The following is a 25,330-nucleotide window of genomic DNA, read 5'->3' as shown; positions in this document are numbered from 1 at the left end:
ACCGATCACAGGAGGAGCCGAGACGTGCCGAACCGTCGGAGGACAATCGCGCGGACGGTGACCGTCGCCGCGCCCGCGGCCACCGTGCACGGCGTGCTGCGCGACGTGGAGAGCTGGCCGCAGTACCACGCGCCGGCCGTGCACGCCGCGTACGAGGAACGCGGCCGGGAGCAGGACACGGTCAGGATCTGGTCGCTGCACGGCCGGGACGCGGTGCGCAGCCGGCGGATGCGGCGCACCTTCGACCCGTCGGGGCTGCGCATCACCTTCGAGCACCTGGACCCGCGGCCGCCCGTCACCGCGGTGTCCGGCGGCTGGCGGCTGACCGCGCGGGGCGAGGACTCCACCGAGGTCGAGATGTGGCACGACATCGAGGTGGCCGGGGACGAGGCCGCCGTCGAGCGGACGGCCGCCGCGATCGCCGAGGGCACCCGCGCCCATCTGGAGACGCTCACGGCGACGGCGGAGAACTGGAAGGAGCTGGAACAGCGGGTCGTCGACTTCGAGGACCCCCTGTTCATCGCGGGCTCCGCCCAGGACGCCTACCAGGTGCTGTACGAGGCCGACAAGTGGCCCGAGCGGATGGCGCACGTCGACGCCATCGACATGACCGAGGACGAGCCGAACGTGCAGTTCTTCGACATGGAGACCAGGACCGCCGACGGCTCCTCCCACACGACCCGCTCGGTGCGGCTGTGCTTCCCGCACCATCTGATCGTCTACAAGCAGATCGAACTGCCCGCGCTGCTGGACGGACACCGGGGTTCCTGGACGTTCACCACCACCCCGGAGGGCGTGGTGGCCGCCGCCCGGCACATCGCCACCATCAAGCCGTCGGCACTGCACGTGCTCGGCGAGGGCACCACCGTGCCGAAGGCCAGGCGGTACCTGCGCCGGGTGCTGAGCGCCAACAGCGTGAGCAACCTCTACGTCGCCAAGAAGTACGCGGAGGAACGCGCCGATGACTGAGCCGTCACCGCCGCCCGCCGTGGTGCGCGGACCGCTGCCGGCCACGGCGGAGCGGCTGGACGGCCTGGTCCGGGACGCCGCGCGCCGGCATCCGGACCGGGTCGCCGTCCGGGGTGACTCCGGTGCGGTGACCTTCGGCGAGCTGGACCGGCTGGTGAGCCGGTGCGCCGGGGCGCTGACCCGGCTCGCCGGCGGGCCGGGGGCGGTGATCGGCCTGACGGCGGCGCTCGACCCGGCCTGCGCGGTGGCGTACTACGGCATCGCGCGCGGCGGTTGCACCGTGGCGCTCGTCAACCCCCTGCTGGGCGACGACGAGTTGATACGGGCACTGCGGGTCGCCGGGCCGCGGGTGCTGGTGGCGCCCGAGCGGGTGGCCGGGCGGCTGCGGGACCTGGCCGGGCGGCTGGACGGGCGGCCCGTGGTGGTGACGCTGCACCAGGGTCTGTCCGGCCTGATGGCGCGGGAGGAGGGCGCGGCCGAGCAGGTGGCGCCGCCCGCGGAGCGCGCCTGCATCCAGTTCACCAGCGGCACCACGGGCGAGCCGAAGGCGATCGTCCTCAGCCACCGCAATCTGTGTGTCAACGCGGCGCAGACCGCTCAGGCGCACGGCCTGGACGGCACGTCGGTCACGCTCAACCACCTTCCCAACTACCACCCCATGCACCTGAATTCGGCGATGTGCGCGGGCGCGGAACAAGTACTGTGCACCTCCCCGGACAGTGCCGACGCGATCGCGCTGGCCAACCGGCACCGGGCCACGCACTACTACAGCCTGCCCGTGCGGCTCGCCCGGCTGGCCGCGGACCCGGGACTCGGCGGGCTCGCGCTCGACACCGTGCGGGCCGTCTACTCCGGCGGCTCCGCGCTGCCCGTCGCCGCCGCCGAGAAGCTCTCGGGGCACTTCGGGATCCCCGTGGTGCAGGGGTACGGGCTGGCGGAGACCTCGCCGCTGGTCCACTGCGACCTGCCGCAGCGGTCCAGACCGGGCTCGGTGGGTGTGGTGGTGGCGCAGACCGAGTGCCGTGTCGTGGACGTCACCACCCGGGCTGAACTGGGAGCGGGCGAGGTGGGTGAAGTGCTGGTGCGCGGACCCCAGGTGATGACCGGCTATCTGGACGGCCCGGGCCCGGTGGACGCGGACGGCTGGTTCGCCACCGGGGACGTGGGGCGGGTCGACGAGGAGGGCTATCTGTTCCTCGTCGACCGCCTGAAGGACGTCTTCAAGCACGGCAACTGGCTGGTCTCGCCCACCGAGATCGAGCGGGTGCTGCTCACCCACCCGCAGGTGGCGGACGCGGTCGTGGTGGACGGGCCGGACGAGTTCGCCGGCTCGGTGGCGCACGCGTACGTGGTCGTGCGCGGTGACGTCTCGTGCGCGTCGGTGCGCGACCACGTCAACGAGCGGGTGGCGCCCTTCCAGCGGCTGCGGACCGTCACCGCCGTGGCGGCGATTCCCCGCACCGCGACCGGCAAGATCCGCCGCCGCGAGATCCGGGACGGCCTGCTGGGCCGCCCGAACCCGAGAAACCCGAGCATTCCGTCGACCAGGGAGGAGACAGCGCCGTGATCACGCTGATCAACCGGTTCACCGTGACCGAGGGCCGCAACGCCGAGTTCGAGGACATCCTGTCCGGGATCACCGCCTACATGACCAGCCGTCCCGGGTTCCTGGGACACACCCTGTACCGCTCCACCAAGAACCCCGAGGTCTATGTGGAGACCGCGCGCTGGACGGACGCCGCGTCGCACCGCGAGGCGATGAGCGCGGAGGACTTCCGCTCGCGCGCCAAGTACCTGATCCAGGTGGCGAAGCCGGACCCGGACCTCTTCGAGGTCATCGACGAGAACTGACACGGCACGGTGAGGGGGCCGGTCCCGCGGGACCGGCCCCCTCACCGTGTGCCGCCGTCCCTCAGGACAGGTCGTCGCGGGTCACCGTGCGCCGGCGGATCAGCCAGCCGCCCGCCCCGTCGTCGCGCACCATCTCGTCCTCGCACACACAGGTGCGGTGGAGCACGGGCGAGCCGCCCCGGACGGTGAGGAACACCAGCGCGTAGCAGCGGACCCGCACCGTGCGCCCGTCCGGGTCCGGGTGGACGGAGACCATGCCGTGCCAGTGCCGCTGGACCTCACCGCGCTCGGCGCGCCCGGCGGCCGCGCGGGCGACGGCGGCCGTCAACGCGGCGCGGCCGCGGGCCGGTTCGGTCATCAGCGGCAGCAGCACCTCGGCGTCCTCGGTGAAGGTAGCCGCCCATTCCCCGGCGGCGCCGGCGTCGAGCAGGTGCATGTGGTGGGCGTAGAACTGCTGCACCTCGGCGTAGAGCCGTTCGAAGGCGACGGGTGTGGTGGTGGAAGACATCGTGTGGCCTCTCTCGGGAGGGGGCGGTCAGTTCTCGGGGATCTCGGCGACCGCCCGGCACCAGCCGGCGCCCGCGCCCGCGACCTTGACCGGATAGCAGCTGACGGTGAAGCCGTACGGGGGCAGCGCGTCGAGCCCCGTGAGGCGTTCGATCTGGCAGAACTCGCGGTCCCGCCCCAGGAAGTGCGCGGGCCACAGCACGCCCCGGTCGCCGGACTCCTGGTAGCGGCGGATCATGTCGGTGAACGGGGCGTCCAGGCTGAAGGCGTCGGTGCCGATGACGCGCACGCCGAGGTCCAGCAGAAACGCGGTGGCGCCGCCGTCCAGGCCGCGGAAGTCGGTGAAGTACCGCTTGGTGCCGACCAGTTCGTCGGCCCCGGTGAGCAGCAGGGCGATGTCCAGCGGCTGCGGGGTGTACCCCGTGCGGGCGAGCTCGGCGCGCAGGTCGTCCGCGCCGGCGGTGCTCGCCTCGGCACCGCGCAGGTCGAGCACGAACGCGGGCCGGTGGAACCAGTCCAGCGGCAGCTCGTCGACGGTGCGCGGCGGTCGGCCGCCCGGTCCGCGCGTGCCGTAGTGCGAGGGCGCGTCGACGTGCGTGCCGGTGTGGGTGGTGAGGCCGAGGGTGTCGATGGAGAGCAGTTCGCCGTCGGGCAGCACGGTGGGGTCGAAGTCGAGCCCGAAGTGGAGCTTCATCTCCTCGCTCATGTGCCGGGCGCCCTCGGCGGGAGAGACGATGTCGTGGGTGACCTTCTCCGGTTCCCACTGCCCGGCGTCGATGGGGGTGGACAGGTCCAGCGTGCGCATCACGCACCTACTTCCTGGTCAGGCTCTCTCGACGGTGGTGAACAGTTCCTCGGCGACCCGGACGGGCCGCCGGCCGTAGGCGATGGAGCGGGTGATCCGGTCGAAGAGCGGGGTGCGCCGCAGGAGCGCGGTGACGTGCGGCCGGATGACGTCCTGGAGCCCGCCGCGCGACAGCATCCCCCTGCTCTGCATGACCTGGGTGCGCGTCACCGTGTCGATGTCGGGGCGCCGGTCCGTCTCGTACGGGCGGAGCACCTCCGCGCGCGCGTCGCCCCGGCGCACCGCCGCCAGCAGGACGGGGTGGGCGAGGGCCGCGTCCTGGAGGGCGAGGTTGATGCCCTGGGCGCCGAGCGGTCCGTGGGTGTGCGCGCTGTCGCCGAGGAGCAGCAGCCCGTCGCGAGTCCACTCCTCGGCGCGGGCGGCGAAGGTGTCGAGCAGCGAGAGGTCCGTGAGGCTCGTCAGGTGTGCGGCGATGCTCTCGGCGTACTGCGGCACGGTGGCCGCGACGCGCTCCTTCACCCCCTCGATGCCCGCCGCCGCGATCTCGGCGTAGCGGCCGTGCGGGAGGGTCCAGCCGAGCTGGAGCCTGCCGGGCCAGGAGCGGTAGGCGAGGACGGGGCCGCCCGGGCCGCGGTGGATGGTGACGTCCTGCGGCGGGTCGCCGCCCGGGGGCAGCCGGAACCAGAGCAGGTCCAGGTCGAACACGTCGGACCGGTGGTTCTCGATCCCGGCCAGGTGCCGCACCTTGGAGTACCGGCCGTCCGCCCCGACCGTCACCGGCGCGTGCACCTCCCAGGGGCCCTCACGCCCCTCACCGCTCACGCCGCGCACCGCCCCCCGCTCGGTGAGCAGTCCGGTCGCCCGGCAGCCCGCGAGGTACGCGAAGCCGTCGTGGCGCCGGCAGTGCGCGAGGAGTTCTTCGAGGAGGTGGCGCTGCGGGAGGCTGAGCAGATGATCGTACGGTGCGGGGAGGCGACCGTAGTCGACGTCGAGCAGCGGCCGCGCGCCCTCCACCAGCCGGAACCGGCGCAGTTCGTGGGCGCCGCGCTCCCGGGCGCCCGCGAGCACCCCCACCTGGTCCAGCAGGGCCTGACCGCCCGGTTGCAGGATCTCGCCCCGGTACGAGCGGTCCAGGGACGGCGAGCGCTCCAGGACGGCGACCCGCACCCCTGAGCGCAGCAGCAGCAGCGCCGTCATCAAGCCGGCGGGGCCGCCGCCGACGACGCAGACATCGGTTCTGAGCTCACGCACGTGCGCCTCCGGTCTCGGGCCTGCTCCTGGCGGTGCGCCCACCCTCGCCGGGCCGCTTCGAGTCCGGCTCGACCTGCGGACAAGAGCCGGTGGGCGGCAGCGCGGGTGGACCGGGAGTCCAACCACGGTTGAGCGGCGCGCGGGAGGATCCGCCGCATCCGCCCGCCGGCCACGAGGGGAGAGACCACGTGACACCTTCGCAAGCGCCCTTTCTCACCAGGCAGGAGATCGTCGGCACGCTCATGGAGGTACGGAAGGCCGCGGTGATCCGCGCTGCCGTGGAACTGGGGGTCTTCGAGCATCTGGCCGGGGAGCCGGTGGACGCGGAGACGGTGGCCCGGGCCGTGGGGGCCGATCCGCGCGGGACACGGATCCTGCTCTGCGCGCTGGCCGCGATCGGCGTACTGCGCGGCGAGGGCGGCCGGTTCACCCTGCCGCCCGACCTGGTCAAGGCCCTGGTGCCGGCCGAGGGCAACTACGAGTACATCGGCGCGGCCGTCAGGCTCACCTCGACCGACGCCGAGTGGCAGGGGCTCGCACGGCTCGCCGAGGCGGTCCGGCACGGCGGCTCGGTGCTGGACATCGGCCTGGAGAACCCGGAGGCCGCCTATCTGGAGGAGTGGGCCGAGCTGGCCGCGGGCGGCAGCGACACCATCGCCCTGGCCGGTCGCACGGCGGAGGTGCTGCGCCCCTGGACCCGCACCCGGCCACGGCTGTCGGTGCTCGACCTCGCCTGCGGTCCCGGCTGGTACGGGTACGCGCTGGCCGCCGCCAATCCCGGATCGCGCGTGCACGGCGTGGACTTCCCGCACATCCTGCCGTACGCCGAGCGCAACGCCCGCGAGCGCGGCATCGCGGACCGGGTCACGTTCACCGCGGGCGACATGTTCGAGGTGGAGCTGGGCGGGCCGTACGACGTGGCGCTGGTGGCGGGCGTGCTGCACCACTTCTCGGCCGGGCGGGTGCGCGCGCTGCTGGGCAGACTGGCCGAGGCGGTGGTCCCCGGCGGACGGCTGGTGATCTCCGCTCCCGTCATCTCGGACAGCGATCCGGCGCGCGATCCGCGCGCCCATCTGTTCTCGGCCCTGATGCTGGTGCTCACCCGGGAAGGCCAGGTGTACTCGCTGGACGAGTACACGGAGATGCTGGCCGACCACGGCTTCGGAGCACCCGAGCTGCACTCCAAGCCGGGGTCCTCGATCCGGATCCTGGTCGCGGAGCGGCTGGGCTAGACACGCAGGGCGCGGCGGGGGGGGGGGGGGGGGGGGCGCCCCCGGCCGCCCCCCCCCCCCGGGGGCGCCGCCGCCCCCCCCCCCCCCCCCCCCCCCCCCCCCCCCCCGCGCCGGGGGCTCAGCCCACCAGCTCCTCCAGCACCCGCACGGTCCGCACCGGTGAGGGCTGCTGCTCGATCTCCGCGCGGATCCGCCGCGCGGCACGGTGGTACGCGGGATCCCCGCGCAGGGCCTTGAGCGCGTCCCTCAGCTCCGGTACGTCGGCGCGCTCGGCGGGCAGACAGATACCCGCGCCGGTCGCCGCGTGCGCCTCGGCGTCCTGGATCTGCTCGTTGAGGTGCGGCACGGTCAGCTGCGGAACCCCGTAGGAGGCGGCGGTCAGCATGGTGGAGGCGCCGCCCGGGTGCACCAGGAGGTCGCACGAGGGCATCAGGAAGTGCAGCGGCACGTTCTCCACCAGCCGTACCCCCGGCGGCAGTTCGCCGACGAGCGCGCGCTGCTTGCGGCCGACCGTGACCACGGTCTCGCCGTCGCTGTCCGCCAGCGCCTCGACGACCTGCGGGATGCGCACCGTGTGCTCGCCGGCCGACCAGGCCGAGGAGGTCCCCCAGGTGACCACCGTCCGCGGCCGCTCGGCCGGCTCCAGCAGCCAGGGGGGCAGCTCCGCCGGGCCGTTGTACGGGATGTACCGCATCGGCAGCCGGGCGGGGGCGGCGGGCTGCATGCTCGGCGGGAACGGGCTGAGCGTGAGGTGCGCCGGGTCACCGGTGACCTCGACCCCGTACTGGCGGAACCTGTCGTGGTAGCCGGGCAGCATGCCGAGCAGTCCCTCGCCCGCCTCGGTGCCCAGGATGTCGATGCCGAACAGGTGCCGCACGGCCGGGACTCCGACGGCGCGCCCCGCCACCAGGCCGCCCGCCACCAGGGAGTCGCTGACCACCAGGTCGGGCCGCCAGGCACGGGCGAAGCCGACCAGGTCCTCGGTGGCGGAGAAGGAGATCTCCTGCCACACGGCCATGATCCGGCTGCCGTCCTCGCCGGCCAGCCGGTTCCTCACCTCGTCCTCGTCGGCCGGCTTCTCGTTGCCGGCCGTCTCATAGCGGGCCGCGCGCCTGCGCAGCTCCAGCAAGTCGATGTCGGGCCCGAGTTCGACGGCGGGCAGGCCGGCCCGGACGACGGCGTCGATGCCGGAGGGCGGGCTCGCCACCCGCACCTCGTGGCCCTGCACGCGCAGCGCCCAGGCCAACGGGACGATCATGAAGACGTGGGTCGGCCAGCCGGGAGTGACCAGAAGTACCTTCATGCGGGGCGTCCTTCACATGGTCGGGGTCGGGGTCGGGTTCTTCAGGGCGAGTGCTTCGAGCATGCGGACCACGTCCGCGAGGGGGGTCTGGGCCCGCATCTCCGCCCGCAGCCGGGCGGCGGCCCCGGTGTGTTCCGTGCGCAGCGCGCGGACGGCCGCGCGGAGCGCTTCCACGGTGGCCCCGGCGGCGGGCAGACAGCGCCCGGCGCCGGTCGCGGCGTACGCCTCGCTGTCCGTGACCTGCTCGGGCAGGTGCGGGAGGCACAGCTGGGGAACGCCGTGCAGGGCGCCGGTGAGGATCGTCGCCGAACCCCCGTGGTGCACGAGGAGTTCGGTGTGCGGCAGCAGCAGGTGCACGGGGAAGTTCTCCAGCAGCCGCCCGCCCTCGGGCACGCCGTCGGGCAGGAAGCGGTCCTGTCCGGTGCCGAGGGTGACCACCGGGTCGAGGCCCTCCGCGGTGAGCGCCTCCAGTACCCGCGGCACCAGGAAGGTGCTCTCCCCCGCCGCCCAGACGGAGGACGCGCCCCAGGTGACCACGGCACGCGGCCCGGCGGGCGGGTCGAGCAGCCAGGCGGGCACGGTGCCGGGGCCGTTGTAGGGGACGAAGCGGATCTGCCTGCGGGTGGGCAGGGGAGGCCGCTGCATGCTGGGCGGGCAGGGGTCCAGGGTGAGCGCGGCCGGGTCGCCGTGGAGCCTCACCCCGAACTCGGCGAAGTGCTCGGCGAAGCCGGGCAGGATCTCCCACAGCCGTTCGCCGCCCGGGCTGCCCAGGATGTCCACGCCGAACAGATGCCGCACCGCCGGGACGCCGGTCCGCAGGGCCGCGACGAAGCCACCGACGGACATCGGGTCGGCGACCACGACGTCGGGCCGCCACGCGGTGGCGAGACGCACCACGTCCCCGGTGGGCGCGAAGGTGGACTTCTGCCACTCGGCGAGCACGGAGCCGCCGTCGTCCTGCCCGGACCGCTCGTCCTCCACGGTGCGCCGCCGTACCTCGGCGAAGTCGATGCCGGGTCCGACGGGCACGTACGGCAGTCCCGCCTCGAGCACGGTCCGGGCGCCGGACGGGGGGCCGGCGACGCGTACGTCGTGTCCCGCGGAGCGGCAGGCCCAGGCCAGCGGGGCCACCAGGAAGAAGTGGGTGCGCCAGCCGGAGGTGACGAACAGAACTCTCATCGGGGGTCCTTTCCGATCGCGGCCAGCCGCGCGACGAGCTGCGCGGGCGCGGGCCGGGACAGCGCCTCACGGCGCAGCTCCTCGGCGGCCTTGCGGTAGGCGGGCTCCGTCAGCAGCGCCCCCGCCTCGTCGCGCAGCGTGCCGATCGCGTGCGGATCGTTCTCGACCCGGGTGTGGGTCAGGTGCCGTCCGGCTCCTGCCTCAGCCAGCCGCTCGCCGGCCAGCCCCGGCTCGGGACGCCTGGTGACGGTCAGCTGGGGCACGCCGAAGTTCACGGCGGTCATCGCGGTGCCGGAGCCGCCGTGGTGCACGATCGCGGCGCAGCCGGGCAGCAGCGCGTGCAGGGGCAGCGAGAGCGCGGCACGGGTGTTGTCCGGCAGGTCGCCCAGTTGCCCGGCCTGCTCCGCGGTGGTCACCAGGACCACCTCGGCGTCCAGTTCGCCCAGGGCGCGCACCGCCTTGCCGAACACGGTCAGGCCGCCCCGGCCGAGCAGTTGGGCCGTGGTCTGCCCCCAGGTGAGGCAGACGCGCGGTCGCTCCGGCGGGGCGAGCACCCAGGAGGGAATGCGGGCCGCCCCGTTGTGGTGGACGTACCGGGACTGCCAGGCCGGCAGCGTGTGCGCGTACTGGAGGCTGCCGGGGCAGGGGTCGATCCAGGCGACGGGATCCACGACGGGGGCGCCGAACCGGGCGAACAGGTCGGCGTACCCGGGCAGCGGCTCGGTGCCGAGCCCGCGCATCTCCAGCCGGTGCACCCCGGGGCTGCCCCACAGCTGGCTGACGCAGGGCACTCCCAGGACGGCGGCGGCGACCGGTCCCGCGTACGTCACCGCGTCGTTCACCACGACGTCGGGCCGCCAGAGGCGCGCGAAGGCGACGAGGTCGGGGGCCATCGTCCCGGCTATCGCGAACTGCAGTCCGGCCAGGTTCTCCAGCAGCTCCAGCCGCCGCGCGCCGAGGAGTCCGGGCCGCTCCGTCCAGCCCCGCGGCCAGCCGTCCGCGTCGTGCCAGGCGGCGAGCCGTGTCCCGGTGGACAGGGCGGCGAGGTCCACGTCGCGGCCGACCGGTACGGCGGGCAGGCCGCAGGAGACGATGGCCGGCGCGAGCGCGGGGGTGGAGGCGACGATCACCTCGTGCCCGGCGGCCCGGCACGCCCAGGCCAGGGGGACCAGCGCGTGGAGGTGCGACTCGGAAGGAAAGGTCGTGAACAGCACGCGCATCAGGTGACTCCCGTCCGGTCGGCTGCGGTGCGCCGCCATGCTGCGCCGCGCCGTTGGACTTCCGCTCCAGCGCCGGTGGAGTCAGCCGGCCAGTTCCTCCAGGACGGTCACGAGCCGGTCGGGTCCCGGCAGCCGGGCCAGGTCGCGCGCGGCCCGCGCGGCGGCGGCCCGGTGACGCGGGTCGGTGAGCAGCGGGACGGCCTGCGCGCGCACGGTCTGTGCGGTGGCCTCCGCGGGGTCGAGCCCGCGGCCCGCGCCCAGCGCGGCGAGCCGGTCGGCGTGCCGCGCGTCGTGGCCGGCCAGCGGCAGACACAGCTGCGGCACCCCGTGGTGCAGCGCGGTCAGCAGGCTTCCGACACCGCCGTGGTGCACCACCAGGGCGCAGTGGGGCAGCAGGAGGTCCAGGGGCAGGCGCCCGACGGGACGCACCCCGGGCGGACAGCCGTCCGGCGTGTCGGCGGTGACCAGGATCTCGGCGTCCAGCCCGGCCAGCCCGGCCAGGACGGCGTCGAGCAGCGCGCGGTGCGCCGCGGCGGCGGCGAAGCTGCCCAGGGTGACGCAGATCCTGGGCAGGGCGCTCTCCTCGCCCAGCCAGTCCGGAGCCGTCGCGCTGCCGTTGTACGGGACGAAGCGCATCGGGCGGGAGCGCGCGGGGGGTGGGGTGGTCCCCCTGATCCCGGGCGGGCAGATGTCCAGCCGCAGGTGGGGCTCGGGCATGGCGGCGAGCCCCAGTCGCGCGCGCTCGGGCGCGAGTTCGTCGTGGGCGCCGGCGGTGAACGCGGGGAGCACGACCGGCCCCCAGTCCAGTTCGGCCCACGGGACGCCCTCCCGGGCCGCGACGAGTCCTCCCGCGAACTCGCTGGGCTCGCTGACGATCAGCGCCGGCCGCCACGCGCGGACGAGCGCCGCGGTGGCGGGCAGGGCGTGCGCGGCGAGCCGCCCGAAGCCGTGCCCGGAACGGCGGGCCTTCTCCTCGGGGTCCGCCACCCAGGGCACCGGGCGGCCGGCCCGGTCCCGGCCGATCATGTCGGGCAGGGCGGCGCCCGGCGCGAGCGGCGCGGCCGGCAGTCCCGCGGCGGTGACCTGCGCGGCGAACTCCTCCTGCGCCGCGACGAGGACCTCGTGTCCCGCGGTGCGCAGGGCCCAGGCGAGCGGCACCAGATGGAAGAGATGACTCGGCAGGGGCGCGGTGGTCAGCAGAATGCGCATGCACGGCACGGTAACCCGGTGCCCGCGGCGTACGGGAAAGCACCGGAGCCGCCCGCGAGCGAGCCTCGAATTCCTCTTCTCCCACCGTCGCTCCAGTGGTTTTCGAGACCGGCCCGGCACGCTGAGGCGGCCATCACGTCGGTTCCGTCGAACACATTGAGGGGCGACCGCATGCCGGAAAGCGTACTTTCCTCGGAACGGGTCTCCGCCGCACGGTCCATGAACCGGATGAGCACCGCGTACTGCCAGGCCCGGGTGGTGCACAGCGCGGTGGAACTCGGCCTGTTCCCCTTCCTCACGGGCCGCTCGGCGACCGCGGCGCAGATCGTCGAAGGGCTCGGCCTGCACCCCCGGTTGACCGGGGACTTCCTCGACTCGCTGGTCGGGCTCGGCTTCCTGGAGCGGGACGACGCGGGGGGCGGCTACAGCAACAGCGCCGGAGCCGAGGAGTTCCTGGTTCCCGGCTCGCCGCTGCACCTGGGCGGCAGCATGTACAGCCACGCCACCATTCACTACCACGTGTGGGGAAAGCTCACCGAGGCGCTGCGCGACGGCCACGCCAAGTCCGGTGTCATCGCGGACGCCTCCTTCCAGCGCTCGTACAAGGACCCCGGCCACATCAGGCAGTTCATGGACCACATGGACGGCTACACCAGTTTCGTCGGCCATGAACTGGTGAACTGCGTCGACTGGGCCTCCTATCAGTCGTTCGTGGATTTCGGCGGGGCGCGCGGCAATATCGCGATGCGACTGGTCAAGGCCCATCCGCATCTGGCGGGCGGTGTCTTCGACCTGCCGGAGATCAAGCCGTTGTTCGACGAGCACATGGAGAAACACGGCACGGCCGACCGGATCGCCTTTCACGAGGGGGACTTCTTCGAGAGCCCGCTGCCCGCGACGGACGTGGCGGTCGTCGGGCACGTGCTGCACGACTGGCCGCCGGCGGCGCGGGAGAGGCTGATCGGGCGGCTCGGCGAGGCGGTGCGCCCCGGGGGCATGCTCGTGATCTACGACGCGATGATCGACGATGCCCGCCGCGACCCGGAGTCCCTGCTGCAGAGCCTGCGCTGCCGCATGATGCGCGAGGGCGGCTCCGAGTACACCGCCGCGGAGTGCGGCGCCTGGGTGGAGGCCGCCGGGTTCGAGGTGCGGCGGCTGCTGCCGGTCGACACGCTGACCGACGACCGCATCCTGACGGCCGTGAAGGCCGGGGCATGAGCAAGGAGCCCGTCTACGACGTGGTCGTGGCGGGGGGCGGCCCGGTCGGGCTGATGACCGCCGCCGAGCTGTCGCTGGCCGGTGTGCGCACCGTCGTGCTGGAGCGGCTGACCGAGCCCAGCCTGCACGACCGGGCGGGGGTGCTGCACACCCGGACCGTCGAGACCCTCGCCCTGCGCGGCCTGCTGGACCGCTTCCGCGAGGGGCACGCCACGACGGACGGACTTCCGTTCGCCGGCATCTTCAGTCAGGGACTGCGCTTCGACCAGCTGGACACCCGGCACCGGTACTCGCTGCTGGTGCCCCAGTCCCGCACCGAGCGGCTGCTCGCCGAGCGGGTGGCCGAGCTGGGCACCGAGGTGCGCCGCGGCCACGCGGTGGTGGGACTGGCCCAGGACGACGACGGGGTCACCGTGGAGGCCGACGGGCCCGGCGGGCGGCGTTCGCTGCGCGCCCGCTACCTCGTGGGCTGCGACGGGGGCCGCAGTACGGTGCGGTCGCTGCTCGGCGTGCCGTTCAGCGGCACGGACGCCTCGCTGAGCGCGGTGATCGGCTACGTCACCTGCCACGAGAAGAACCTGCCGATGAAGTGGGAGCGGGCCGAGAACGGCATCATCATTCTCGGGTTCCCGCCCGAGGGCGGGATGGGCCGTGTCGTCACGATCGAGTACGGCAGGGCCCTCGCCGACAGGGACGCGCCGGTCACCCTGGAGGAGATGGCCGAGTCGGTGCGCCGGGTCTCGGGACGGGAGATCGAGTTCACCGAACCCGTCCACTGGATGTCCCGCTTCAGCGACGTCAGCCGTCAGGCCGAGCGCTACCGCACCGGTCGGGTGTTCCTCGCGGGCGACGCCGCGCACATTCACTTCCCCGTGGGCGGTCAGGGGCTCAACACGGGCCTCCAGGACGCGGTCAACCTCGCCTGGAAGCTCGCCGCCCGGGTGCACGGCTGGGGCACGGAGGAGCTGCTGGACTCCTACCAGGCGGAACGGCATCCGGTCGGCGAGCGCGTCCAGATGAACACCCGGGCGCAGCTCGCCCTGATGAACCCCGACCGGCAGCACATCACCCCGCTGCGCGCGCTGTTCGAGGAGCTGCTGGCCCTACCCGAGGCCAACCAGCACATCACCGAGATGATCAACGGGCTGAGTGTCCGCTACGACCTGGGGCTCGCGGGGGACGCTCCGGCCCATCCCCTGGTCGGCCGGTTCGCACCCGACCTCACCCTCAAGTCGGCCGACGGCGACACCACCGTCGCGCAGTGTCTGGCGGACGGCCGGGGCGCCCTCTTCGTCCTGGCGGACCGGGCCGACCTGGCGGCCGCCGCGGAGGGCTGGGCGGCCCGGGTGCGCACGGTCACCGCGGCGGCGGGCGACCGGCCGGCCGCCGCGATGCTGGTCCGCCCCGACGGCTACTGTGCCTGGGCCACCGACACCGAGGACGCCTCCCCCGAGGACCGCGCCTCCCTGGAGTCCTCCCTGACCCACTGGTTCGGCCCCCGCCCCTGACCCCCACCACACTCCCCCCGACGTGCCCGCCCCACCGCCCGCCCGCCCCGGACAGCCAGCGACGACGGCCCCCGGCCCGGAACCGCCGGGCGGGGGCGGGCCGCGGTGCCGAGGGCCGGGATCGCGGGGCCGAGGGCAGGGCCGGGCCGGGCCGGGATCGCGGGTCGGCCGCAAGGTCGGAGGCCGGTTCGCCGAGCCGAGGCCGGTCCGGTGGCCCCGGATCGCCGGACCAGGGGGCCAGAGGGCGCCAGGATCTCCGGACCGACGCCCGGGCCGGAGGCCAGGATCTCCGGGTCAGGGCCGCAGGGCCAGGCGTCGGCCACCGGGTGGCCAACGGAGCGCCCGGGCATCGCCGGATCGTCCAGGATGCCCACGATCGCCCCGTGGCCCGCCGCATCGCCCAGCCGTCCGCCGGACCGGCCCAGCCCGAACGTCGGGCCGCACGACCGTCCGTCGGGCCACACTGCCGAGCGTCGGGCGGGTCGGCCGTCGGTCTCGGTGTGTCGCGTCCCCGGGTGTGTCGTCTCAGGGGCGTCTCACAGCAGGGCGCGCAGGTACGGGGCGGTCGGGCCCGGGCCCTGGGCCACCTGGTGGGGTGGTCCCTCGTTGATGATCCGTCCGCCGGTCTCCCCCGCGCCGGGGCCCAGGTCCAGGATCCAGTCCGCGCTCGCCGCCATGTGCGCGTCGTGTTCCGCGATCACCACCGTGTGTCCCTGGTCCAGCAGCAGGTCGAAGACGCCCACCAGGCGCTGGGCGTCCGCCGGATGGAGGCCGGTCAGCGGCTCGTCCAGGACGACGAGTCCGCGTTCCCCGGACGTACGCCCCGCCGTGAGCGCCCTGGCCAGCTTCAGGCGCTGCGCCTCACCCCCGGAGAGGGCCGTCGCGCTCTCCCCGAGCGTCAGGTACTCCAGTCCGACGTCGGTCAGCGCGCGCAGGATCCTGTCCAGCGCGGCGTGCCCGCGGAAGTGCTCGGCGGCGTCCCCGATGGTCAGCCCGAGCACCTCGTCGACGGCCAGCCCCCGCTGGGTGACGGCCAGCACCTCCGGCAGGAACCGGCGCCCCGCGCACGTCTCGCAGGTGAGCCAGGTCTCCCCCAGGAACGCCAGATCCGTCCTGACGCTGCCCAGCCCGGCGCACCCCTCGCAGCGTCCGCCCGCGGAGTTGAACGAGAAGGCGCCGGCCTTCAGCCCGCGCCGCCGCGCTTCCTCGGTGCGGGCGAAGAGCTGCCGTACCAGGTCGTACGCCCCCGTGTACGTGGCCGGGTTGGAGCGCGGGGTGCGCCCGATGGGGTCCTGGTCGACGACGGTGACCGACCGCAGCGCGGCCAGGCCGGAGATCCGGCTCACCGTCTCCGGCCGCCGCCCGGCGAGAGCCGCGGCCACCGAGTCGGCGAGGATCCGGTGCAGCACACTGCTCTTGCCGCTCCCGCTGACTCCGGTCAGGCAGGTGAGCCGGTTGAGCGGGATACGGATCCGCTCCTCGCGCACGTTGAGCGCGGCCGCGTCGTGCAGCACCAGCCAGTCCCGCGGTGCGCCGCGCGCCGCCGTACGGGAGGGCACGTACGACGGGTCGGCGAGGTAGCGCCCCGTCACCGAGTCGGGGTGGGCGGCGATCTCGGCGGGTGTGCCCGTCGCGACCACCGTGCCGCCCTTGGTGCCCGCGCCCGGCCCCAGGTCGACGACCCAGTCGGCCCGTGCGACGAGGTCCGGGTCGTGTTCGACGAGCAGCACCGTGTTGCCCGCGTCCCGCAACTCCCTCAGGATGGCGAACAGATGCTCCTTGTCCGCCGGGTGGAGCCCGGCGCCCGGCTCGTCGAGCACATAGGTGATCCCCGTCAGCGAGGCGCCGATCTGCGCGCAGAACCGGGCGCGTTGCAGTTCTCCTCCGGACATCGTCCGTGCGCTGCGCCACAGTTGGAGGTGGCCGAGTCCGAGGCGGGTCAGCAGACCGACCCGGCTGCGGAGGTCGGGCAGGATGATGCCCGCGACCTCGCGCTGCGCGGGCCCGAAGTGCTGCCCGGCCGACTCGCTCCACGCCGTGATCCGGTCGACCCGCAGGTCCACCACGTCGCGGAAGGTCAGTCCGCCCAGCGTGACGGTCCGGGCGATCTCACCGAGCCCGGTGCCCGCGCACTCCGGGCAGGGGCGCTGCCGTACGAACTCGGCGTAGATCTCACGGCTCTTCTCGCTGTTCGCCGTGGCGTAGAGCCGCTCGGCCTCGGCCAGCGCGCCGTTGAGCGCCTTCGAGGCCGTGTAGGTCACCTGGGACTTCCTGCCCGTGCCCGCGATGGTGATCTCGATCTCGGTGCCGCCGGTGCCGTACAGCACCGCGTGCCGGAACGCCTCCGGCTGTTCCTGCCAGGGCAGGTCCAGGTCGGTGCCGTGGTGCCGGGCGAGCGAGGGCAGTGCCGCGGCCTCCGTGGACCTGCGCCGCTCGAACCACGGGGACCCGCCCGCCAGCAGCGGCAGCCGCGGGCTGGGCACGATCAGCTCCGGGTCGGCGGTCGCCTTCTCGCCCGACCCCTTGCAGGCCGGGCACATGCCCTCGGGCGAGTGCGGGTCGAACTGCGCGGGGCGCAGCGCCCGTGACACACCGCCGCCCAGCGGCGCCAGACGGGAGAACAGCAGCCCGACCACCGCGTCCAGCCCGGTCAGCGTGGCGAGGGTGGAGCGCGGGTTGCGGTTGAGCTTGCGCTGGTCGACGGCGAGCGTCGCGCCGAGCCCGCGGATCCGGTCCACCTGGGGCCGGTCCCCGGGGGCGAGCAGCTTGCGCGCGTAGGGGTCGAAGCCCTCCAGGTAGCGCAACTGCGCCTCGGTGTGCACGGTGTCGATGACCAGGGAGGTCTTGCCGCTGCCGCTGACGCCGGTGAAGGCCGTGATGCGGCCGTGCGGGACCGTGACGTCGATTCCGCGCAGGTTGTGGGTGCGGGCCCCGGTCACCTCCAGCGGCCCCGGTACGGGGGTGGCGAACACCCCCGTACCGGCATCGGTGGCGCTGCTCACGCGTGCTCCTTCCGGAAGCTGCGCGCGCCCAGCACCAGGGAGAGGACCGCCAGCGCGAGGGCCACGCCGAGTCCCGCGTACAGCCGGGGCGCGCCGAAATCGCTGCGGAAGGCGAACCGCATCCCGTCCACGATGTGCCGGAACGGGTTGGCGTACGACACCACCTGGAGCCAGCGGGGCGCCAGGTCCATCGGCAGCAGGATCCCGGACAGGAGCATGATCGGGAGGGTGAGGCCGCTGATGAACGGCGCGTACGCGTACTCCATCTTCAGCCGCAGGGCCAGCGTGTAGGACAGCGAGGCGCAGGCCACGGTGATGAGCACGACGAACAGCATCCCGACGAGCAGCCCGCCGACCGAGACCCGGAGCCAGAACAGCACCGAGATGACGAGGATCAGGGCGGCCTGGAGGGACTGCACGACGACGTCGTGGGCGATCCGGCCGAACAGCAGCGCCTCGCGGCTGACGCGGGTGACGCGGAGCCGCTCCTGGAAGCCGGAGTGCAGGTCGGGGAAGATGGCGAAGCCGGCGAAGCCCGCGCTGAACAGGCCGAGCATCACGAGCATGCCGGGCACGTACAGCTGCCATGCGGTGCCGCCGTGCAGGTCGGCCCCGGTCAGCACGTTGTTCATGAGCGGGCCGAACAGGACGAGGAAGAGCACCGGCTGCAGCAGGCCGATGACGAGTCCCACGCGGCTGCCGACGGTGAGCCGGAACTGGCGCTGGGCGAGAACTGCGGTGTCACGAACGAGGTCCATCGGCTCTCCTATTCGGGCACGGCGCCGGACGCGACCCGGGCCGTGGGCAAGGGGACGTCGGCCGCCGGCCCGTCCGGTTCGGCCGGCTCCGCGGGCCGTTCGCCGGTGACGGCCAGGAACACGTCGTCCAGGGTGGGCCGGGTGACCTCGACGAAGGTCGGGTCGACGCCCACCGCGTCCAGCGCGCGCACGACCTTCGGGATGACCGCCTCGTCGTGCACGGCGGAGAACCGCAGGGAGGTGCCGGTGAGCGTCAACTGGTGCACGCCCCGCTGGGCTGCGAGCGCGGCACGGGCCTCCTCCGCGTTCCCGGAGACGCGCACGGTGACGATGTCACCCGCGACCTTGGCCTTGAGCGACTCCGGGGTGTCCTCGGCGACGACCTGCCCCTTGTCGAGGATGAGGACGCGGTCGCAGAGCGAGTCGGCCTCGTCGAGGTAGTGCGTGGTGAGGAAGAGGGTGAGGCCCTCCTCGTCGCGCAGCCTGCGGATCTGCTGCCACAGCAGGGCGCGGCTCGGCGGGTCGAGGCCGGCGGTGGGCTCGTCCAGGAAGAGCAGTTTCGGCCGGTGCACCAGGCCGAGGGCGATCTCCAGCCGGCGCCGCTGGCCGCCGGAGAGGGTGGCTCCCGGCCGGTCGAGTAACTCCGTCAGGCCGAAGATGCGGGACAGTTCCTCGGCGCGTGCGGCCGCCTCCTGCCTGGAGAGCCGGTTGAGGCGGCTCTGGAGCACGAGTTCCTGGCGGACGGTGGCGCTGGGGTCCGCGCCGCCCTGCTGCGCGACGTAGCCGATGTCCCGGCGGACGGCGGCGGGGTCGGCGAGCAGGTCGTGGCCCGCGACCGTGGCCGAGCCGGAGTCCGGGCGCAGCAGGGTGCCGAGCATCCGCATGGTGGTGGTCTTCCCGGCGCCGTTGGGGCCGAGGAAGCCGAAGATCTCACCGGTCCGCACGGCGAACTCGATGCCCCGGACGGCTTCGACCTTCTGCTCGCCCGCGACGAAGCTGCGGGCGAGGCGGCGGGCTTCGATGGCGTGGTCAGGCATATGCGTGTCCTTCTTCCGTGGTGTCCTGGCCGGTCGAGGTGTCCCCGCCGCCGGAGACCTGCTGGACGAGCACCGGGTCGAACTCCTCGTGCCAGCGCAGCTCGGCCTCCAGGAGCATCGCCTGGCGCCGGAAGAGGGCCGCGTCCAGCGCGGTGATGCTGCCCTCGGCGAGGTGCTGTTCGCGTTCCGCGTCGATGCCCGCGGCCATCTCGGCGAGCCGCTGCCGTCTGCGGCCGAGCAGCCGGGCCATCTCGTCGGCGTCCTGGACGCGGCCGAACATCAGGGCCACGGCGAAGGAGTCGGGCCCCAGGCGCAGGTCGCAGATGGCCTTCTCCTGGAGGTCGCGGAGCGCTTCGCGGCCGGCGTCGGTGATCTCGTAGACCGTGCGCTGCGGACGGTTGCCCACCTGGGTGACGGAGACCGTGCGCACCAGCCCGTCCGTGTTCATCTGGCGCAGTTCCCGGTAGAGCGCTCCGACGCTGATGCCTCCCCAGCTCTCCACCTCCGTCCGCGTGGCCGTGAGCTTGATCTGGTGGCCGTGCTGCGGTCCGTGGTTGGCCAGCAGGCCGAGGACCATGAGTCTGCTTAGGGACATGCGATTAGTCTCATGTTTCTAGTCGCATGTTGTCAATCTGATCCGGACGTGGCTGCCCGGCTTCCCGCGGCGGCGGGAACCGGCTACTCACTCCGCGCCGCGGTGACGTACCAGAACTTCAGCTCCTCCCAGATCCTCGGCACGGGCGAGGAGCCGACCGTGTAACCGTGACCGCGCAGCAGCCGCTCCACCTCGGCCAGCCGCCCGTCCACGTCCGCCACTTCGAGCTGGAGCGCGCCGATGCGCGGCCAGTCCGCCGCGTCGATGCCCGCCAGCACCTCGGCCTCCGCGCCCTCCACATCGACCTTCAGCAGGTCGATCGCCCCCTGCGGACGCGCCTCGCGCAGCACGGACGACAGCCTCTCGATGCGCACGGGGATCTCCTCGGCCGCGAACAGCTCGGCCGCCTCCGCCACCCCCAGCCGCTCCTCCATCAGCCGCCGGTGCAGCACCTTCTCCTCGGGGTGCAGCGTGGAGTTCCCGGACATCCCCGGGTAGTAGGTGAGCTTCGCCCCCTCCATCTGTGCGGCTCCCAGCCCGCACTGACGTACCGTCACCCCGTCGGCGGCCCCGTGCAGCCGCAGATTGCGGTGCAGCGCCTCCGCGTTGCCGGGCGCGGGCTCGAAGGCGAGGATGCGCGCGTCCGGGTGACGCCGTTTCATCCACAGGCAGTACAGGCCGATGTTGGCCCCGACGTCCACGACGAACGGCGCCCTCGGCAGGGCCGGCAGGTCGTACGTGCCGTCCTCGAAGATCTCCGCGTAGATGAACGCCGCCTCCAGCTCGCCGGTCACCCAGCAGCTGAATCCGTCCGCCAGCTCCATGAGACGCAGACCCATCACTCGCTCCCCTCTCCGCCGGGCCGCGGCCGGCCGGCCGTCGCCCCGCAGCCTCCGGCCCGGCGCTCGAACCTCGGACCAGCGCCGCTCCACCGGGCCGCGAGCCGCGTCCCGCACCCTGCCGTCGAGGAGGTGCGGTGATGCGCGGGTGGTGGAGGTCCCTCTGGCGGTGCTTCCTGGGCCGGCGGGCGGCGGCGGCCGAGGCGAAGCGGGCCGTCTGCCGGTGGGGCGGCGACTGGTTCGGGGCCGCCCAGTTCCATCCCGAGGCGCTGGTGGCGCACAGCTGGTACGTCCCGCCCGCGCCCGAACCGCCGGAGCCCGCGGCCCAGGAGCAGGCGCCCCCGCCCCGGTCCGCGCCCCCGCCCCGGTCCGCGCCGCCGCCCGGCTCCCCCGAACGACTGCGGCCCGACCAGCCCCTGACCGCCCTGGAACGCGCTCTGGCCCGCGAGATCTGGCCCGGCTGAGGGCCCGTGCCCAGCCCGCCTCGACCGGCAGTTGACGACCGGCCGCGACCATGCGGCCATGAGGATCTTCGTCACGGGCGGTGCCGGCTTCATCGGCTCGCACTTCGTCCGCACCCTGCTCGCCGACGGCTACCCCGGCCTGGAGAACTCCCGCGTGTGTGTGCTGGACAGCCTCACCTACGCGGGCAACCGGGCCAACCTCCCCCCGGACACGGAGCGGCTCACCTTCGTCCGCGGTGACATCGCCGACCTGGACCTGCTGCACCGCCTCCTGCCCGGGCACGACGCGATCGTGCACTTCGCGGCCGAGTCGCACGTGGACCGTTCCGTGCGGCTGCGCGGCGGGTCCGCGTTCGTCCGGACGAACGTGCTCGGCACCCAGACCCTGCTGGAAGCCGCGCTGCACACCGGCATCGGGACGTTCCTGCACGTCTCCACCGACGAGGTGTACGGCTCCATCGACGAGGGGTCGTGGACCGAGGAGCACCTCCTGGAGCCCAACTCCCCCTACGCCGCCTCCAAGGCGTCCGGCGACCTGCTGGCCCGCGCCTACCACCGCACCCACGGCCTCGACGTGCGCGTCACCCGCTGCGCCAACAACTACGGCCCCCACCAGCACGTCGAGAAGCTCATCCCGCACTTCGTCACCCGCCTGCTGCGCGGTCTCGACGTACCGCTGTACGGCGACGGCGGCAACATCCGCGAGTGGCTGCACGTCGACGACCACTGCCAGGCCCTCGCCGCGGTGCTCACCCGCGGTGTCCCCGGCCGGATCTACAACATCGGCGGCGGCACCGAGCTGACCAACAGGGAACTCACCGGCATGCTCCTGGAGTTGTGCGATGCCGACGCCGGCCGCGTCCGGCACGTGGAGGACCGCAAGGGCCACGACCGGCGGTACGCCACGGACGACACCCGGATCCGCACCGAACTGGGATACGCGCCCCGCCGGTCCTTCCCCGAGGGCCTGGCGCAGACCGTCGCCTGGTACCGGGACCACCCGCAGTGGTGGAAGCCCCTGGTCGCCTCGTGAACCCCGGGCTCCAACGGGGCGTGCCCCGTCGTCGACCGGGAATCGAGCGGCACCGGCGAACGTCGTCCCCGGCCACACCAGGGCACACGGAGGGAGCTGACATGCAGGACGGCCGGCCGATGAGGCTGTACTGCTTCCCGCACGCCGGCGCCGGCATCGCCGCTTTCGGCCGCTGGTCCCACGGCACGGGCCCCGGCATCCGGACCGAGCCGGTGCTGCTGCCGGGCCGGGAGGCCCGCCGCCGCGAACCGCGGATCACCGCCGTGCGCCCGCTGCTCGTGGATCTGCTGCGCCGCCACGGCCGCCCGCCCGACGGGCGGTACGTGCTGTACGGCCACAGCCTGGGCGGTCTCGTCGCCTACACCGTGGCCCGCGCCGTGCACCGGGCCGGTCTGCCGCAGCCCGCGCTGGTGGCCGTGGGCGCCTGCCCGCCCCCGGACCGCGACCCGTTCCCGGACGGCCTGGCCGACGACCGGCTGCCGGAGCTGCTGACGGGCCTGGGCACCAGGCTGCCGCGTACGACCCCGCACAGCGCGGTGTGGCAGCGGACCGTGCTCGGCGTGCTGCGCGACGACCTGTGCCTGGCCCGCGCGTTGCGCCGTGGCGCGGACGCGCCGCTGTCCGTGCCCCTCCTGGTGGTGTCGGGCCGGGACGACCCGCTGGCCGGGCCCGAGGTGATGGCCGGCTGGGCCCGCTGGGGGGCCGACCGCGTGGTGCAACGCACCCTGCCGGGTGACCACTTCTTCGTACGGGGCCCGGAGCTGCCCAGGCTGATGGGCAGGGCGTGCCGGGTCATGGGCCGCGCGGCGTGCGCGGCGCGGCCCGCCGTCGAAGGGACCGTACAGAGAGGGAGTCGATGAACCGCCGCGTCGTCATCACCGGGATCGGAGTGGTCGCCCCCGGCGGCCTGGGAACCAAGGAGTTCTGGTCCCTGCTGACCTCCGGCCGCACCGCGACCCGCGCCATCTCGCTGTTCGACGCCGGACCGTTCCGCTCCCGTGTCGCCGCGGAGGTGGACTTCGACCCGGCCGCGCACGGGTTCTCCCCCGAGGAGGCCGAACGGCTGGACAGGGCGGCGCAGTTCGCCGTCGTCGGCGCCCGCGAGGCGGTGGCCGACAGCGGTCTCGCCGGGGAGGCCGACCCGCTGCGCACCGGCGTCGCGCTGGGCAGCGCGGTGGGCTGCACCACGGGCCTGGACCGCGAGTACCGCACCGTCAGCCGGGACGGAAGCAGCTGGCAGGTCGATCACCGGCTCGCGGTCCCCCACCTGTTCGACTACTTCGTACCCAGCTCGATGGCGGCCGAGGTGGCGCACCGTTCCGGTGCCCAGGGCCCGGTGTCCCTGATCTCCACCGGCTGCACCTCCGGTATCGACGCGGTCGGCCACGCCGTCGGCCTGATCCGCGAGGGCAGCGCCGACGTGATGGTCAGCGGCGCCACCGAGGCGCCCATCTCCCCCATCACCGTCGCCTGCTTCGACGCCATCAAGGCCACCTCACCGCGCAACGACGATCCCGCGACGGCCTCCCGGCCCTTCGACGCCACCCGCAACGGCTTCGTGCTCGGCGAGGGCTCCGCGGTGCTCGTCCTGGAGGAGTACGGGCACGCCCGGCGTCGCGGGGCGCACGTCTACGCCGAGATCACCGGCTACGCCACCCGCTGCAACGCCTACCACATGACCGGCCTGACCAGGGACGGGAAGGAGATGGCCGAGGCCATACGGGCCGCGCTCGACGAGGCACGCACCGACCCCGGCGACATCGACTACGTCAACGCGCACGGCTCCGGCACCCGTCAGAACGACCGGCACGAGACCGCCGCCTTCAAGCTCGGCCTCGGCCCTCACGCCTACGACGTACCGGTCAGCTCGGTGAAGTCCATGGTCGGGCACTCGCTCGGCGCGATCGGCTCCCTCGAACTCGCCGCCAGCGCCCTGGCGATCGAGCACAACACCGTGCCACCGACCGCGAACCTGCACACCCCCGACCCCGAGTGCGATCTGGACTACACCCCCCTGACCGCGCGGGCGCAGCGCACCGACACGGTGCTGAGCGTGGGCAGTGGCTTCGGCGGCTTCCAGAGCGCCATGGTGCTCACCGCTCCGCGCACGGGGGACGCCGTATGAGCAGCCGTCCGGCAGCCGCCGTCACCGGCATCGGGGTCGCCGCGCCCAACGGTCTGGGCACCGCCGCGTGGTGGCGCGCCGTCCTGGCCGGGGAGAGCGGCATCCGTCCCGTCAGCCGCTTCGACGCCGGCCGGTACCCGGCACGGCTCGCGGGTGAGGTGCCGGGCTTCGAGGCGGCCGAGCACGTCCCGGCCCGGCTGCTGCCGCAGACCGACCACATGACGCGGCTCGCGCTGGCCGTCGCCGCGGAGGCCCTGTCCGACGCGGGCGCGACACCCACCGGGGAGGGCTACGACACCGGTGTCGTCACCGCCTCCTCGGTGGGCGGCTTCGAGTTCGGACAGCGCGAGTTGCAGGCGCTGTGGAGCAAGGGCGGCCGGTACGTCAGCGCGTACCAGTCCTTCGCCTGGTTCTACGCCGTCAACACCGGCCAGATCTCCATCGCGCAGGGCATGCGCGGCCCCGGCGGGGTGGTCGTCAGCGAGCAGGCGGGCGGTCTGGACGCCGTCGCCGAGGCCCGGCGGCAGCTGCGCAGGGGCACCCGGCGGATGCTCGGCGGCGGCGTGGATTCCGCGCTGTGTCCGTGGGGCTGGGCGGGGTACCTCGCCGACGGCCGGCTCAGCACCTCGGACGATCCGGCCCGTGCCTTCCTGCCGTACTCGGCGCAGGCCTGCGGCCAGGTGATCGGCGAGGGGGGTGCGCTGCTCGTCCTGGAGGACGCGGCGCGCGCGGAGCACTCGTACGGGGAGATCGCCGGCCATGCGGCCACCTTCGATCCTCCCGCCGGGCCCTCCCGGCTGCGCGCCGCTGCGGAGCTGGCCCTCGCCGACGCGGGGGCCGTCCCCGCCGACGTGGACGTGGTCTTCGGCGACGCGGCGGGCGTACGGGCCGACGACGTGGCGGAGGCCGAGGCGCTGGCCGGCATCTTCGGCCCGTACGGCGTTCCGGTGACCGCGCCCAAGACGATGACCGGACGGCTCTCCGCCGGGGCCGCCTCGCTCGACCTGGCCGCCGCCCTCCTGGCCCTGCGCGACCAGCTGATCCCGCCCACCGTGCACGTCGGGGGCGTCGCCGACGACTGTCCGATCGACCTGGTGACCGACGCTCCCCGCCCGGCCCGGCTGCGTACCGCGCTGGTGCTGGCGCGCGGCCGGGGCGGCTTCAACTCCGCCATGGTGGTGCGCTCCCCGGGAGGCGCCGCCGCAAGCCCGTCCCCCTGACGAGA

The 25,330-nt window shown here is 73.9% G+C and carries 23 protein-coding genes; 11 read left to right on the top strand and 12 right to left on the bottom strand.

The window, feature by feature from the left end:
- Positions 1-24: 24 nt before the first annotated feature.
- The 3 genes from ACFY2L_RS09640 to ACFY2L_RS09630 are packed head-to-tail and all read left to right on the top strand — an operon-like array spanning position 25 to position 2,820.
- Positions 25-969: an aromatase/cyclase gene (locus tag ACFY2L_RS09640; RefSeq protein WP_390821960.1), complete on the top strand. Its 945-nt coding sequence runs from the start codon at positions 25-27 to the stop codon at positions 967-969.
- Entirely contained in the window at positions 962-2,536 is a 1,575-nt protein-coding gene (locus tag ACFY2L_RS09635) for a class I adenylate-forming enzyme family protein (RefSeq protein ID WP_390821959.1), read from the top strand. Before ACFY2L_RS09640 ends, ACFY2L_RS09635 begins: the two co-directional genes overlap by 8 nt.
- Positions 2,533-2,820 (top strand): antibiotic biosynthesis monooxygenase family protein, encoded by a 288-nt coding sequence (locus ACFY2L_RS09630; protein ID WP_390656353.1) that lies wholly within the window; start codon positions 2,533-2,535, stop codon positions 2,818-2,820. Before ACFY2L_RS09635 ends, ACFY2L_RS09630 begins: the two co-directional genes overlap by 4 nt.
- A gap of 61 nt (positions 2,821-2,881) precedes the next feature.
- Here ACFY2L_RS09630 and ACFY2L_RS09625 read toward each other — a convergent pair whose 3' ends face one another.
- From ACFY2L_RS09625 to ACFY2L_RS09615, 3 genes are read right to left on the bottom strand one after another with little or no spacing between them, the layout of a single operon-like run.
- Positions 2,882-3,328, bottom strand: a complete 447-nt coding sequence (locus tag ACFY2L_RS09625; RefSeq protein WP_390656352.1) for a nuclear transport factor 2 family protein — start codon at positions 3,326-3,328, stop codon at positions 2,882-2,884.
- A gap of 27 nt (positions 3,329-3,355) precedes the next feature.
- A complete protein-coding gene (locus tag ACFY2L_RS09620) occupies positions 3,356-4,132 on the bottom strand; it encodes a cyclase family protein (RefSeq protein ID WP_390821958.1) in 777 nt (258 codons plus the stop codon).
- Positions 4,133-4,150: 18 nt separating this feature from the next.
- Positions 4,151-5,383: an FAD-dependent oxidoreductase gene (locus ACFY2L_RS09615; protein ID WP_390821957.1), complete on the bottom strand. Its 1,233-nt coding sequence runs from the start codon at positions 5,381-5,383 to the stop codon at positions 4,151-4,153.
- 188 nt (positions 5,384-5,571) lie between these two features.
- Between ACFY2L_RS09615 and ACFY2L_RS09610 the strand changes: the two genes are divergently transcribed.
- Positions 5,572-6,615: a methyltransferase gene (locus ACFY2L_RS09610; RefSeq protein WP_390821956.1), complete on the top strand. Its 1,044-nt coding sequence runs from the start codon at positions 5,572-5,574 to the stop codon at positions 6,613-6,615.
- 118 nt (positions 6,616-6,733) lie between these two features.
- Here ACFY2L_RS09610 and ACFY2L_RS09605 read toward each other — a convergent pair whose 3' ends face one another.
- The 4 genes from ACFY2L_RS09605 to ACFY2L_RS09590 form a co-directional block, all read right to left on the bottom strand.
- A complete protein-coding gene (locus ACFY2L_RS09605) occupies positions 6,734-7,918 on the bottom strand; it encodes a nucleotide disphospho-sugar-binding domain-containing protein (RefSeq protein ID WP_390656348.1) in 1,185 nt (394 codons plus the stop codon).
- Positions 7,919-7,930: 12 nt separating this feature from the next.
- Positions 7,931-9,097, bottom strand: coding sequence for a nucleotide disphospho-sugar-binding domain-containing protein (locus ACFY2L_RS09600; protein WP_390821955.1), 1,167 nt, complete (start codon positions 9,095-9,097; stop codon positions 7,931-7,933).
- Positions 9,094-10,317, bottom strand: a complete 1,224-nt coding sequence (locus tag ACFY2L_RS09595; RefSeq protein ID WP_390656346.1) for a nucleotide disphospho-sugar-binding domain-containing protein — start codon at positions 10,315-10,317, stop codon at positions 9,094-9,096. Before ACFY2L_RS09595 ends, ACFY2L_RS09600 begins: the two co-directional genes overlap by 4 nt.
- A gap of 81 nt (positions 10,318-10,398) precedes the next feature.
- Positions 10,399-11,526 (bottom strand): nucleotide disphospho-sugar-binding domain-containing protein, encoded by a 1,128-nt coding sequence (locus ACFY2L_RS09590; RefSeq protein WP_390656345.1) that lies wholly within the window; start codon positions 11,524-11,526, stop codon positions 10,399-10,401.
- 228 nt (positions 11,527-11,754) lie between these two features.
- On the opposite strand from ACFY2L_RS09590, the gene ACFY2L_RS09585 reads away from it, so the two are divergent.
- On the top strand, positions 11,755-12,744 hold the full coding sequence (locus ACFY2L_RS09585) for a methyltransferase (protein ID WP_390821953.1): 990 nt from the start codon (positions 11,755-11,757) through the stop codon (positions 12,742-12,744).
- Complete coding sequence (locus tag ACFY2L_RS09580) at positions 12,741-14,252, top strand: FAD-dependent monooxygenase (RefSeq protein WP_390821952.1); 1,512 nt, start codon at positions 12,741-12,743, stop codon at positions 14,250-14,252. Before ACFY2L_RS09585 ends, ACFY2L_RS09580 begins: the two co-directional genes overlap by 4 nt.
- Before the next feature lie 536 nt (positions 14,253-14,788).
- Here the strand turns inward: ACFY2L_RS09580 and ACFY2L_RS09575 are convergent.
- From ACFY2L_RS09575 to ACFY2L_RS09555, 5 genes are all read right to left on the bottom strand, one after another.
- Positions 14,789-17,254, bottom strand: a complete 2,466-nt coding sequence (locus ACFY2L_RS09575; RefSeq protein WP_390821951.1) for an excinuclease ABC subunit UvrA — start codon at positions 17,252-17,254, stop codon at positions 14,789-14,791.
- The gene (locus ACFY2L_RS09570; RefSeq protein WP_390656340.1) at positions 17,251-18,012 is read right to left on the bottom strand and encodes an ABC transporter permease; all 762 of its coding nucleotides are present in this window, start codon (positions 18,010-18,012) and stop codon (positions 17,251-17,253) included. The genes ACFY2L_RS09575 and ACFY2L_RS09570 overlap by 4 nt, the downstream gene beginning before the upstream one ends.
- Positions 18,013-18,020: 8 nt before the next feature.
- On the bottom strand, positions 18,021-19,049 hold the full coding sequence (locus tag ACFY2L_RS09565) for an ATP-binding cassette domain-containing protein (protein WP_390656339.1): 1,029 nt from the start codon (positions 19,047-19,049) through the stop codon (positions 18,021-18,023).
- The gene (locus tag ACFY2L_RS09560) at positions 19,042-19,644 is read right to left on the bottom strand and encodes a PadR family transcriptional regulator (RefSeq protein ID WP_390656338.1); all 603 of its coding nucleotides are present in this window, start codon (positions 19,642-19,644) and stop codon (positions 19,042-19,044) included. The genes ACFY2L_RS09565 and ACFY2L_RS09560 overlap by 8 nt, the downstream gene beginning before the upstream one ends.
- 83 nt (positions 19,645-19,727) lie before the next feature.
- The gene (locus tag ACFY2L_RS09555; RefSeq protein WP_390821950.1) at positions 19,728-20,483 is read right to left on the bottom strand and encodes an FkbM family methyltransferase; all 756 of its coding nucleotides are present in this window, start codon (positions 20,481-20,483) and stop codon (positions 19,728-19,730) included.
- 140 nt (positions 20,484-20,623) lie between these two features.
- On the opposite strand from ACFY2L_RS09555, the gene ACFY2L_RS09550 reads away from it, so the two are divergent.
- From ACFY2L_RS09550 to ACFY2L_RS09530, 5 genes are all read left to right on the top strand, one after another.
- Positions 20,624-20,947 (top strand): DUF6059 family protein, encoded by a 324-nt coding sequence (locus tag ACFY2L_RS09550; protein WP_390656336.1) that lies wholly within the window; start codon positions 20,624-20,626, stop codon positions 20,945-20,947.
- 58 nt (positions 20,948-21,005) lie between these two features.
- Positions 21,006-21,980 carry a dTDP-glucose 4,6-dehydratase gene (gene rfbB / locus ACFY2L_RS09545; protein WP_390656335.1) on the top strand — a complete coding sequence of 325 codons (975 nt, stop codon included), beginning with the start codon at positions 21,006-21,008 and terminating at the stop codon, positions 21,978-21,980.
- Positions 21,981-22,081: 101 nt separating this feature from the next.
- Positions 22,082-22,840, top strand: coding sequence for a thioesterase II family protein (locus tag ACFY2L_RS09540; protein WP_390656334.1), 759 nt, complete (start codon positions 22,082-22,084; stop codon positions 22,838-22,840).
- The gene (locus ACFY2L_RS09535; RefSeq protein ID WP_390821949.1) at positions 22,837-24,105 is read left to right on the top strand and encodes a beta-ketoacyl-[acyl-carrier-protein] synthase family protein; all 1,269 of its coding nucleotides are present in this window, start codon (positions 22,837-22,839) and stop codon (positions 24,103-24,105) included. The genes ACFY2L_RS09540 and ACFY2L_RS09535 overlap by 4 nt, the downstream gene beginning before the upstream one ends.
- Positions 24,102-25,325, top strand: coding sequence for a beta-ketoacyl synthase N-terminal-like domain-containing protein (locus tag ACFY2L_RS09530; RefSeq protein ID WP_390656332.1), 1,224 nt, complete (start codon positions 24,102-24,104; stop codon positions 25,323-25,325). The genes ACFY2L_RS09535 and ACFY2L_RS09530 overlap by 4 nt, the downstream gene beginning before the upstream one ends.
- Positions 25,326-25,330 lie beyond the last annotated feature (5 nt).

The organism is Streptomyces sp. NPDC001381 (assembly GCF_042895685.1).
Lineage (GTDB): Bacteria > Actinomycetota > Actinomycetes > Streptomycetales > Streptomycetaceae > Streptomyces.
Note: the sequence above shows the minus strand (reverse complement) of the source record. Positions and strands in the feature narration are given on the sequence as shown.

What these genes read in the sequence shown, in the direction of transcription:
- ACFY2L_RS09635 (WP_390821959.1), top strand. Translation starts at nt 962, where the DNA reads ATGACTGAGCCGTCACCGCCGCCCGCCGTGGTGCGCGGACCGCTGCCG.
- ACFY2L_RS09625 (WP_390656352.1), bottom strand. Translation starts at nt 3,328, where the DNA reads ATGTCTTCCACCACCACACCCGTCGCCTTCGAACGGCTCTACGCCGAG.
- ACFY2L_RS09620 (WP_390821958.1), bottom strand. Translation starts at nt 4,132, where the DNA reads ATGCGCACGCTGGACCTGTCCACCCCCATCGACGCCGGGCAGTGGGAA.
- ACFY2L_RS09605 (WP_390656348.1), bottom strand. Translation starts at nt 7,918, where the DNA reads ATGAAGGTACTTCTGGTCACTCCCGGCTGGCCGACCCACGTCTTCATG.
- ACFY2L_RS09600 (WP_390821955.1), bottom strand. Translation starts at nt 9,097, where the DNA reads ATGAGAGTTCTGTTCGTCACCTCCGGCTGGCGCACCCACTTCTTCCTG.
- ACFY2L_RS09595 (WP_390656346.1), bottom strand. Translation starts at nt 10,317, where the DNA reads ATGCGCGTGCTGTTCACGACCTTTCCTTCCGAGTCGCACCTCCACGCG.
- ACFY2L_RS09590 (WP_390656345.1), bottom strand. Translation starts at nt 11,526, where the DNA reads ATGCGCATTCTGCTGACCACCGCGCCCCTGCCGAGTCATCTCTTCCAT.
- ACFY2L_RS09585 (WP_390821953.1), top strand. Translation starts at nt 11,755, where the DNA reads ATGAGCACCGCGTACTGCCAGGCCCGGGTGGTGCACAGCGCGGTGGAA.
- ACFY2L_RS09580 (WP_390821952.1), top strand. Translation starts at nt 12,741, where the DNA reads ATGAGCAAGGAGCCCGTCTACGACGTGGTCGTGGCGGGGGGCGGCCCG.
- ACFY2L_RS09570 (WP_390656340.1), bottom strand. Translation starts at nt 18,012, where the DNA reads ATGGACCTCGTTCGTGACACCGCAGTTCTCGCCCAGCGCCAGTTCCGG.
- ACFY2L_RS09565 (WP_390656339.1), bottom strand. Translation starts at nt 19,049, where the DNA reads ATGCCTGACCACGCCATCGAAGCCCGCCGCCTCGCCCGCAGCTTCGTC.
- ACFY2L_RS09560 (WP_390656338.1), bottom strand. Translation starts at nt 19,644, where the DNA reads ATGTCCCTAAGCAGACTCATGGTCCTCGGCCTGCTGGCCAACCACGGA.
- ACFY2L_RS09555 (WP_390821950.1), bottom strand. Translation starts at nt 20,483, where the DNA reads ATGGGTCTGCGTCTCATGGAGCTGGCGGACGGATTCAGCTGCTGGGTG.
- ACFY2L_RS09550 (WP_390656336.1), top strand. Translation starts at nt 20,624, where the DNA reads ATGCGCGGGTGGTGGAGGTCCCTCTGGCGGTGCTTCCTGGGCCGGCGG.
- rfbB (WP_390656335.1), top strand. Translation starts at nt 21,006, where the DNA reads ATGAGGATCTTCGTCACGGGCGGTGCCGGCTTCATCGGCTCGCACTTC.
- ACFY2L_RS09540 (WP_390656334.1), top strand. Translation starts at nt 22,082, where the DNA reads ATGCAGGACGGCCGGCCGATGAGGCTGTACTGCTTCCCGCACGCCGGC.
- ACFY2L_RS09535 (WP_390821949.1), top strand. Translation starts at nt 22,837, where the DNA reads ATGAACCGCCGCGTCGTCATCACCGGGATCGGAGTGGTCGCCCCCGGC.
- ACFY2L_RS09530 (WP_390656332.1), top strand. Translation starts at nt 24,102, where the DNA reads ATGAGCAGCCGTCCGGCAGCCGCCGTCACCGGCATCGGGGTCGCCGCG.